This is a genomic window from Oleiphilus sp. HI0117 (assembly GCF_001635235.1).
This window is the reverse complement of record NZ_LWGA01000948.1, coordinates 1-7,173: the sequence shown is the minus strand read 5'-3', so window position 1 is coordinate 7,173 and position 7,173 is coordinate 1. Positions and strand designations below refer to the sequence as shown.

At 45.0% G+C, this 7,173-nt stretch carries 9 protein-coding genes; 5 read left to right on the top strand and 4 right to left on the bottom strand.

Going from position 1 to position 7,173, the window contains the following annotated elements:
- Positions 1-431: tRNA-binding protein (locus A3757_RS16980; RefSeq protein ID WP_231878306.1), on the top strand; the 431-nt coding region annotated here is incomplete at its 5' end.
- Positions 432-450: 19 nt separating this feature from the next.
- Here the strand turns inward: A3757_RS16980 and erpA are convergent.
- The 4 genes from erpA to argC all read right to left on the bottom strand — a co-directional run bounded on the left by erpA (position 451) and on the right by argC (position 3,224).
- Complete coding sequence (gene erpA / locus A3757_RS16975; protein ID WP_068510038.1) at positions 451-804, bottom strand: iron-sulfur cluster insertion protein ErpA; 354 nt, start codon at positions 802-804, stop codon at positions 451-453.
- A gap of 103 nt (positions 805-907) precedes the next feature.
- Entirely contained in the window at positions 908-1,393 is a 486-nt protein-coding gene (locus A3757_RS16970; RefSeq protein ID WP_068510036.1) for a polymer-forming cytoskeletal protein, read from the bottom strand.
- Between the two features lie 20 nt (positions 1,394-1,413).
- Complete coding sequence (locus A3757_RS16965; protein ID WP_068510034.1) at positions 1,414-2,157, bottom strand: DUF6776 family protein; 744 nt, start codon at positions 2,155-2,157, stop codon at positions 1,414-1,416.
- A 23-nt stretch (positions 2,158-2,180) separates the two neighbouring features.
- Positions 2,181-3,224 (bottom strand): N-acetyl-gamma-glutamyl-phosphate reductase, encoded by a 1,044-nt coding sequence (gene argC / locus A3757_RS16960; RefSeq protein ID WP_068510033.1) that lies wholly within the window; start codon positions 3,222-3,224, stop codon positions 2,181-2,183.
- Between the two features lie 381 nt (positions 3,225-3,605).
- Between argC and A3757_RS16955 the strand changes: the two genes are divergently transcribed.
- The 4 genes from A3757_RS16955 to thiE all read left to right on the top strand — a co-directional run bounded on the left by A3757_RS16955 (position 3,606) and on the right by thiE (position 7,147).
- Entirely contained in the window at positions 3,606-4,181 is a 576-nt protein-coding gene (locus A3757_RS16955) for a 1-acyl-sn-glycerol-3-phosphate acyltransferase (protein ID WP_197470098.1), read from the top strand.
- A gap of 116 nt (positions 4,182-4,297) precedes the next feature.
- Positions 4,298-6,079 carry a chloride channel protein gene (locus tag A3757_RS16950; RefSeq protein WP_068554385.1) on the top strand — a complete coding sequence of 594 codons (1,782 nt, stop codon included), beginning with the start codon at positions 4,298-4,300 and terminating at the stop codon, positions 6,077-6,079.
- Entirely contained in the window at positions 6,076-6,504 is a 429-nt protein-coding gene (hemJ, locus tag A3757_RS16945; RefSeq protein WP_304438909.1) for a protoporphyrinogen oxidase HemJ, read from the top strand. Before A3757_RS16950 ends, hemJ begins: the two co-directional genes overlap by 4 nt.
- Position 6,505: 1 nt before the next feature.
- Positions 6,506-7,147 carry a thiamine phosphate synthase gene (gene thiE, locus A3757_RS16940; RefSeq protein ID WP_068510028.1) on the top strand — a complete coding sequence of 214 codons (642 nt, stop codon included), beginning with the start codon at positions 6,506-6,508 and terminating at the stop codon, positions 7,145-7,147.
- Positions 7,148-7,173 lie beyond the last annotated feature (26 nt).

Genomic DNA, 7,173 nt, shown 5'->3' with positions numbered 1-7,173 from the left:
CACAGGAAAATTTGGCTCTATTAGAAAGTATCTATGCCAGAAATTTGCTCAGTGGTATCAGTAGACAATATCAACACCACACTAGCGATACGCTGTATGATGCGCTAACAGAAGCGAAAATTCCAGCAGTAGAGCTAAGGCTAGACAGCAGGCAGCTTGCTCAACTTCAACGCTTTGCTAGCCATAAGTTGGCCATCGAAGAATGTATGAGCGAGTTGATCAGTTTGACCTTATCTTGCTTCAAACAAAAAAATAAAAAAAGTTCAATCAAGCGCCCGCTACAAGTACTGATTCGACGGGTTTTACAAGCTCGTTCAATTTCTGATTGTGTGGAGGAGTTTAATTTTAGTGGGAAAAAAGACCTGGATAAGCATCTTAGAGAGGCCGTTCAAGTACTTTTAGAGCAGCTAAGCAGCCCTAAAATACTTTGAAATCAGGAAGGCTCAGCGCTTAAATACTAAAGCTCGAACCACAACCACAGGTTGTTTCTGCATTCGGATTGGTCACAGAAAACTGAGCACCTTTTAGGCCTTCAGTATAATCAACTGTCGCTCCGACGAGGTATTGATAACTCATGGCGTCGACAACCAGGTCTACACCCTGCTTGCTAACAACCGTATCATCTTCTGAAAGGTCTTCATCAAAAGTGAAGCCATATTGAAAACCCGAGCAACCACCGCCAGTCACATAAACGCGTAGCTTAAGAGCAGGATTTTCTTCCTCCTCAACCAGCTGTTTAACTTTACTCGCCGCCGCGTCGGTAAAAAATAGCGGGCTTGGCACATGAGTTTCTACAATGCTCATTGGTTCTCCGGCATTTGATTCTAATATTAGAATACTAAAACAATGTCATACTTCTATACAGAGCATTATCCAATTAACCTAGTAAAACAGTCAACTATTTCATTTAGCCATTATTAGAATCTGAACCCGACACGGCTTTTAGCGCAACTTGCTCAGCGGCTTTAGTCTCTGTGCTTTCACCTGAGTCATGATTCTTAATTGATACAGGCTCTTTATGGTGAACCAGGTTACCATTAACCTCAGCACCCATCGCCATTTCGATCAGATGATAATAAACATTCCCTTTTATTGACGCATTCTTGGCCAGCTCAATATGCTTCGAAGCATAAACATCGCCATGGACTGTACCGTTAACAATGATATGAGGTGCAATCACATCACCGTCTATTTCACCAATATCGCTAATACGAACAATCGCTTCACTGTCTTCTTCAGCGCGGATGGTGCCACGAATTAAACCATCGATATGTAAACCGCCAGAGAATTGAAGATCACCCTCTATCTGGGTTTTACTTGATACCAGAGTATCAAAATGAATATTCGGACTATTATGACGCCCTTTCCCTTTTTGTTTACTCTTGCCCCACATAATGATTCTCCCAAAAGTCTCTAAATTTTTTGATCAACTAACTGCTGCCAATCGAAGCTCTGTTCAATACGAGACGCTTTCTTTCCCTTCGACTGAGCAACCACTTGGATACCTGTCGGCACAAAACCTTTCGGTAGCAGCAGATCTCCGGCTATATCCTGAAAATACTTGAATTTAAACTTGATACCCAAAGCCGTTTGCTGCTCTGATATATCTCTTAAGGCTAGAACAGTTTCTTCTTCGCCCTGCATACCTATCACGTTAATCGCAACATTCCCGGATACGTAGCTCTTGTTATCAGCCACTTGCGCTAAGACAATTTTGTAGTCAAAACGCCTATCCGTTGCACCTAGCTGAATCTCGGCTTTCTGTACTTGTAAGCCTCGCGAGTTATCTGAAGGCGCCATAATATTTTGATAAAATGACAAGTCCTTTTCTAACTGCGACACGCGAGCCTTGTAATCCCTGATCGTCTCCTGAATTTCCTGCTTTGCCAGGTCATCAATCGTCCGACCGCTTTCAAGGTTTGCGACTTGCTGCCGTAAAGCGACTTCTTCCTCTTTTAAAGCAGCATACTCTTGTGCAACTTTTGCTAATTCTTGAACGACCTTTTCGTGTGCCTGTTTTATTTGGTAATCGCCCAAAAGAAAACTTAGGACGCCCATGACCAAAATGCCAATTGCAAAAATCACCCGCCGTTTTAATTTAATACCTGGCTTGTGCTTAACTACAATCAGACGATCTTCAGCTTTCCGTTTTACCATTCTAGTACAATCTCACCTAGGTGTTAGGGCATCAATGCCACTTGCTGTAAGCCCATCATCTCATCAAAACCAAACATAAGATTCATGTTCTGAATCGCCTGGCCAGAAGAGCCTTTTACCAGGTTATCAATAACCGACAATACAATAATTGTATTACTGCCAGGTTGCTGGTGCAGTGCAATTCGGCACATATTCGACCCCTTAACGGAACGGGTTTCTGGCAAAGAGCCTAGCGGCATCACATCGACAAAAGGCTCATCCTTATAGCGCTCTTCATAGATAGCTTGAGCCTGCTCCAGACTTAATTCAGCATCAGGCTTAGGTTGTATATACAAAGTCGCTTCGATCCCTCTAATCATGGGCACGAGATGAGGAACAAAGGTCACATTAACAGGCGATCCGTTTGCTTCACTCAAAATTTGCTGGATCTCGGGTAAATGGCGATGCCCGGAAACACCGTAAGCTTTAAAGCTATCAGCGCATTCCGATAACAGCATACCAACTTTAGCTGCACGCCCAGCACCACTGGTGCCTGTTTTAGCATCTGCAATGAGACGATCCGCCTGGACTAAGCCTTGCTCAACTAAAGGTAAAAAGCCCAACTGAATAACCGTAGGAAAACACCCAGGGCAAGCAACTAATTTGGCATCTTTAATTTGTTCACGATAGATTTCAGGCAGGCCATATGCAGCCTGAGGAATTAATTCAGGGCAGGCATGCTTCTGGTCATACCAACTTTCCCATACATCTACATCTTTCAAACGAAAGTCACCTGAAAGATCAATGGTACGCAAGCCGGAATCTATAAATTCAGACATCATTGACTGAGCCACACCGTGTGGCGTTGCAAAGAAGATAAGATCACAGCCAGCTAGTTCGTCTACGCTAGGATCGGTAAAAGGCAAGTCGATGTAGCCACGAACATGAGGAAACATATCTGCAACAGGGCGGCCTTTCTCAGTACGCGAGGTAACAACAGTAATTTCAACCTTCGGATGAAGCACCAATAATCTTAATAACTCCGAACCGGTATAGCCAGTCGCGCCTACAATACCTACCTTTATCACTTTATATCCCCAAATTTCGAATCTTAAAAAACGGCCGATTATATCACGAGATCAACGGCAAGGTTGTAAGCAATTATAGCCAGCCCTATGCCAAGCAAGGCAATTTTATTACAATTTATGGCTTGTATAACAATATAGCTGTGACACAAAACGCTCTATAATCGTTTTACGCACTCATCCTCTCGATAATAATCGCCGCCTACGGACATAACTGACTCAAGCATGCTACTTACTATTCGTACAATACTCGTTCTCACTTACTTCTTTAGCGTTGCTTTGCTCGGCAGTTGCATCTGTCTTTTTAGGCCCTTCAACCCTGATAACACAAGAATATGCGGGCGACTATTCAGCTGGGGAGCTTTGAAGTTATTGGGCGTAAAAATGACGATAGAGAATAAAGAACTATTGGATAATATGCCCCCCAGCGTTGTTATCGCCAATCACCAAAGCAACCTCGACCTCTTTGTTCACGGCGGTGTCATTCCTAAGCGCTGTGTAAGCGTCGGTAAAAAGAGCCTTAAGTATCTGCCTTTATTTGGCCAGGTTTATTGGCTCGCCGGCAATATCATGATCGACCGTTCCAAAAGTCGTGAATCTATCAATACCATGGCTGAAACAACCGAAGCGCTTAAACACAATAATACTTCGATTTGGGTCTTTGCCGAAGGCACACGTAACGGCGGTAATGATCTGCTACCCTTTAAAAAAGGCGCCTTCCATATGGCTCAACAAGCCTCTGCTCCCATTGTTCCTATTTGCGCCAGTGCCTACCCCAAACATATCAATCTCAATAAATGGCATGCAGGTGAAGTCATTGTCCGAATTCTACCTCCTATCGACACGCATATGGCTGAAGACAAAGATTTGGGCACTTTACTTGAAGACGCACACAGCCAGATGAAAGCGACTATTGATGAGCTAAACCAGAAAGTGAAAAATCGTTCGGATAGAAAATAAATCACTTGCCAGCATTTATGGCAACACATTCAGGCTCTAGCTCTTAGAATATTATCTACTTTGCTATAAACTAGCACTGTACTGAATATTAGATTTTAAGACCATAAAGCCGGACTATGCCGCTAAAAACACACTTCGAAAACTATAAGCGCGTTTTCAGACAGCAGCTCTCTGGTGTCGATGCTTTGCCACAGCTAGCAATTCTTGGCCTGATTGCCGGGTCCTTAACTGCTGGTGTCATCCTGCTTTTCCGCTTCATGATCGAAGTCCCTCTTGCTTATTTTCTTCCTGAAGGTGATCCGGAAAATTTTGAAGGCTTAAGTACCTTTATGCGGGTGGTGATGCCGCTTAGCGGCGCCCTGTTAATCGGCACCATCTGGTATCGTTTGAAGATTAGCCAGCGTAAGGTCGGCGTCGCACTAGTGATGGAGCGTCTCAATTATCATCAGGGTTATATCTCGTTTAAAAGTATGATGACCCAATTTGTCGGTGGCGTGTTAACCATTTTGAGCGGCCAGTCTGCCGGACGAGAAGGACCTGCCGTACATTTGGGTGCAGCAGCTTCTAGCTTACTAGGTCGCTATCTAAACCTACCCAACAACAGTATTCGGACCTTAATTAGTTGCGGCACAGCTGCCGCCATTTCTGCTTCCTTCAACACCCCCATTGCCGGAGTCATTTTCGCTATGGAAGTCGTGATGATGGAATATAGCATTGCCGGTTTTACGCCAGTCATCCTGGCTTCGGTTGCAGCAGCGATTATTTCTCAGGTTTTCTATGGCGCAGACCCTGCCTTCCTCGTGCCCCAGCTGTATATGAACTCTCTGATGGAAATTCCCTATATCATTATCTGTGGCATAGGTATTGGTATTGTTTCAGCCTGCTTTGTTGGCTTGATCAAGCTCACCTTGCGTAATAGCACTAGCAATATTTTCTATCGGATCTCCGCTGCCGGTGCCTTAACCGCCGTTGCGGCAGCATTTGTGCCCGAGATAATGGGGGTAGGCTATGACACTGTAAACCAAACGCTTTTGGGCGAGTTTGGTTTGCTTCTACTGTGCTGCATCGCCGTGGTAAAAATTGTGGTAACGGGCATTAGCATTGGCTTGGGGATGCCAAGTGGACTTGTGGGCCCAATTCTCTTTATTGGTGCAACCGTTGGCGGCGTATTTGGCCTAATCGCTGAATGGATTATGCCTGAAACCGCCTCCTCAGCTGGCTTCTACGCTATGTTGGGTATGGGTGCGATGATGGGTTCCGCGCTACAAGCTCCCTTGGCCGCACTATTAGCCTTATTAGAACTTACGCAAAACCCCAATATAATCATGCCGGGAATGTTGATCATTGTTGTATCCAGTATGGTTGCAAGTGAAGTGTTCAAGCAGCAGTCTATTTTCCTGAGTATATTGAAGGAACAAGGTCTCGATTATCACAATAGCCCGGTTATTCAGGCACTTCGCCGCGTCAGTGTTGGCGCCATTATGACCCGACAATTTAGTCCGACGAAACGGCATATAGTTTACGAGGAAGCCAAGGAAATTTTGCGCCAGGAGCCTAAATGGATACTAATCAATAACAGCGATGGTAAACCAGTTTCGCTTCTTCCCACGGTCGATCTTGCGCACTACCTGGAGGAAAACGAACAGGAGCTGGTCGAGGGTGAGGAGCACCCGATTAAGGAGCGCATCCTGATCGACCTGTTTGAAATCCCGGCACAGCGAAAAGATATTGCCTCTCTCTACTTTCAAGCCACGCTTCAGGAAACCCTTGACCGCTTTACAGAAACTAAAACTGAAGCCTTATATGTCGAGAGAACCAGTGCTCCTACCGTTTCGCGTGTCCTGGGTATCGTCACTCGCGCTGAAGTCGAAAATTATTATCAATACAAAAGGAAATAAACATGCTTTGGGTAAAAAGCTTTCACATTGTTGCTGTTGTATGCTGGTTTGCCGCCTTATTTTACTTGCCCCGCTTATTTGTCTACCACGCTCAGTCAACAGACCAAACCAGCTTAGAGCGTTTCAAAGTTATGGAACGAAAGCTATACCGCGGCATTGGAACCCCTTCGATGATTGCAACGATTGTGCTGGGGCTTTGGCTAATTTCCTATAATGTAGAAGGTTACTTCCACGGTGGCTGGTTACACGCCAAATTAACACTGGTCGCGATTCTTGTTGGCTATCACTTCTATTGCGGCAAGATTCTCAAGCAGTTTGCTAGCGACAATAATACCCGAAGCCACGTATTTTATCGTTGGTTTAATGAGTTCCCGGTATTACTGCTTATTAGCATCGTTATTCTTGTTGTTGTGAAGCCCTTTTAACATGCCGGTCTCGACACTCCCGCAAGGCATATACGGCATTACTGATCCTTCTTTGCTTCCTGGCGAGTCTCTGTTTACCGGGGTAGAAAGTGCGCTTAAAGGTGGCTGCCGTGTTATCCAATATCGGGATAAGCAATCAAAGCCAGATCAGGCGCTTGCCAAGGCACTCCGACTCAAAGCCTTGTGCCATAAGTACCAGGCAGCACTAATCATTAATGACAGCCTGGCCCTGGCCCTCGACAGCGATGCAGATGGGCTGCATCTTGGAAAATCTGACGGCCACTTAAGCGAAGCACGGCAAGCACTCGGCGACAAAAAGATCATTGGCGTTACCTGCCATAGTGACCTGCAATATGCTCAGGACTGTATTAACCAAGGCGCATCATACTGTGCTTTTGGTCGTTTTTTTGAATCACAAACTAAGCCAGAAGCGCCTCCATGTAGCCTGGAAACATTCAAGCAAGCACTGCAATTGAGTATTCCCGTACTAGCCATTGGGGGTATTAGCATAGACAATATTGCTCGCTTCAGAGATACTCCTCCTCATAATATTGCGGTCATTAATAGTCTCTTTGGCCAGGCAGATATCTACCAAGCTGCGCTGGCGCTAAGCGCCGCATTTAAACAAATTCAAACTTATTAATTTAGAAACAGGTTCCAATATGTCTC